Genomic DNA, 2734 nt, shown 5'->3' with positions numbered 1-2734 from the left:
GCCGTCCAGCTTTCGCCGGGCGCAACCGGGAAGGCTTTGGTCAATGTGCCGGTCGAGATGATGTCGCCGGCCGCGAGCGGCGCGTTGTGGCGGTCCTGCGCCAGCATGCCGGCGAGATGCTTGAGCGCGAGTAGCGGCCCGCCGAGCACGTTCGCCGCCACACCATGGTCGATCGCTTTGCCGTTGCAGGTGAGGTCGACCGTGAAGGTCGAAAGCTCATGCAACCACTGTGCCTTGCGCGGCGCGACGGCGTGGCGCTCGCCGATCAGGAGCGCGCCGTGCAGGCCGTTGGCCGCGACCGTATCGGGCGGGGTGAATTTCCAGTTCGGGAAGATCGACTGCACGATCTCAAAGCCGGCGGCGAGCCATGCGATGCAATCGAGCAGGGCGCTCTCGTCCATGTCGGGCGCGGGCGGCGCCCGGAGCCCGAAGATGATTTCCGGCTCGATGCGCGGTTCGGTGAAATCGCCGCATCTCAAATCTGTCATTCCGGGACGGCGCGAAGCGCTGGGCCCGGAATCCAGCGCTTTGCTTCCTGGCCCCTGGACTCCGGGTTCACTCGCGCGCCGGAATGACGAAGAGGGGGAAAGATCGCTGACCGTGCGGTCCGTCATATAGCCCCAGATCGGCGCGTGTACGCCGTATTGGTCCCAGATATTGCGGTTGGTGAAGCCGATCTTGCGGCCGAGGATGCGCTCGCCGCGCGCCTCGAAAGCGGCGCGGATCAGCGGCGGGATGCGATAGGCGTCGGCGAGGCTGAGGCCGCCGCGCGCGGTGAAGGGCGCGATCTGCTTGCCGCTGGCGAGAGCCGCCAGCACTTGGTCGGCCACTTGGTCGGCGATGTCGCGTTCGCTCATGCGTTGCAGTCTAGCGATCCTGGAGGAGGCGCTGCAATGTCAGCGCATTGCCGATCGCAACGCCCGAGGCCGTATTGTCGAAGATGCACCAGCGCCGCTTTGCTTCGGCGGCTTGGAGCTGCGCGGCCAGCGCGGCCAGACATTCGTCCGTATAGGACGAGTAATACATGCGCGGCGAGCCGTGCAGCCGGAAATAGGCGATGTCGCGGGTGCCTCCGGGTATGAACGTCGCGCCCTTGCGCACAGGATCCGCGGCGACGCGGCTGACCTTGTGGGCGGCGAACGCTTCCTCGGCGCCGTCTCCAAACCAGCTCACGTGCCGCGGCTCGCACACGATGTCGCGGGGAAATTCGCCGCGCAGCATCTTGAAAAACGCGGCGGCGGTGCGGCACTCGAACACAAGTTTCGGCGGCAATTGCACCAGCAGCGCGGCGAGCTTGCGGCCAAGCCCGCCGGCCTCGCCGAGAAACGTCGCGAAGGGCTTGCGCGCGCCGCGCAAAGCGAGATCGTGGGTGATCAGGCGCGGCAGCTTCGCGGCGAAGTGGAAATCGTCCGGTACCGAAGCGGCCCAGCGCTCATAGGTGCTGCGCCGGTGCGGCCGGTGGAAGCTCGAATTGATCTCGGCGGCGTTGAAGACCTGCGCATAGCGCTGGAGGTGGCTGCCTTCTGAGGGGAATGAAGGGGCATCGCGCAGCATCAGCGACCAGCCGGCGGTGCCGATGCGCAGCGGAAAGGAGGCGGGCATGGTGCAAAAACGGGGAAGATAGGAGGAAGGTTGCGTGCGCGCACAGTGCGGAGACATCTTCCGCTCGTCCCCGCCCGCTTTACTCCGCCGCCCGCTGCCCCTTCTTCGGCATGAGCTTGCGCCCCAGCACCGGCTTCAAGAACTGCCCGGTATAGCTGCGCTTTTCCTTCACCACGTCCTCGGGCGTGCCGATGGCGACGATCTCGCCGCCGCCGTCCCCGCCTTCGGGGCCCATGTCGATCACCCAGTCCGCGGTCTTGATGACTTCGAGATTGTGCTCGATCACCACCACCGTGTTGCCGGTCTCGACCAGCTCGTGCAGCACTTCGAGCAGCTTGGCGACGTCGTGGAAGTGCAGGCCGGTGGTCGGCTCGTCGAGGATGTAGAGCGTGCGGCCGGTGGCGCGTTTCGACAGCTCCTTGGCGAGCTTGACGCGCTGCGCCTCGCCGCCGGAGAGCGTCGTTGCCTGCTGGCCGACATGGATGTAGTTGAGGCCGACGCGGTGCAGCAGCGCCAGCACGTTGCGCACGCGCGGCACCGCCTTGAAGAACTCCAGCGCTTCCTCGACCGTCATGTCGAGCACGTCGGCGATCGACTTGCCCTTGAAGGTGACGTCGAGCGTCTCGCGGTTGTAGCGCTTGCCCTTGCAGACATCGCAGGTGACATAGACGTCCGGCAGGAAGTGCATCTCGATCTTGATGACGCCGTCGCCCTGGCAGGCCTCGCAGCGGCCGCCCTTGACGTTGAAGGAGAAGCGGCCGGGCTCGTAGCCGCGCGCCTTGGCTTCGGGCAGGCCGGCGAACCATTCGCGGATCGGCGTGAAGGCGCCGGTATAGGTCGCGGGGTTGGAGCGCGGCGTGCGGCCGATCGGCGACTGGTCGATGTCGATGATCTTGTCGATGTGCTCCAGCCCCTCGATGCGGTCATGTGGGGCGGGGGCGAGCGAGGCGGCGTTGAGCTTGCGCGCGACGGCGGCATAGAGCGTGTCGACCAGCAGCGTCGACTTGCCGCCGCCGGAGACGCCGGTGACGCAGGTGAACAGCCCCAGCGGAATCTCCGCCGAGATGTTTTTCAGGTTATTGCCGCGCGCGTTCACCACCTTGATGGTGCGGCGATGGTTCGGCGGCCGCCG

The 2734-nt window shown here is 66.7% G+C and carries 3 protein-coding genes; all 3 read right to left on the bottom strand.

The features are described from left to right. Nucleotides 1-857, bottom strand: an 857-nt coding sequence (locus JOZ76_RS13610) for a 2-keto-4-pentenoate hydratase (RefSeq protein WP_291699146.1), incomplete at its 3' end; no start/stop codon positions are given. Between the two features lie 10 nt (nucleotides 858-867). Then, a complete protein-coding gene (locus JOZ76_RS13605) occupies nucleotides 868-1659 on the bottom strand; it encodes a DUF72 domain-containing protein (RefSeq protein ID WP_291699145.1) in 792 nt (263 codons plus the stop codon). A gap of 22 nt (nucleotides 1660-1681) precedes the next feature. Next, nucleotides 1682-2734, bottom strand: a 1053-nt coding sequence (locus JOZ76_RS13600) for an ATP-binding cassette domain-containing protein (protein WP_291699144.1), incomplete at its 5' end; no start/stop codon positions are given.

Origin of the sequence: Bradyrhizobium sp., assembly GCF_019244115.1 — a bacterium.
Lineage (GTDB): Bacteria > Pseudomonadota > Alphaproteobacteria > Rhizobiales > Xanthobacteraceae > Bradyrhizobium.
Note: the sequence above shows the minus strand (reverse complement) of the source record. Positions and strands in the feature narration are given on the sequence as shown.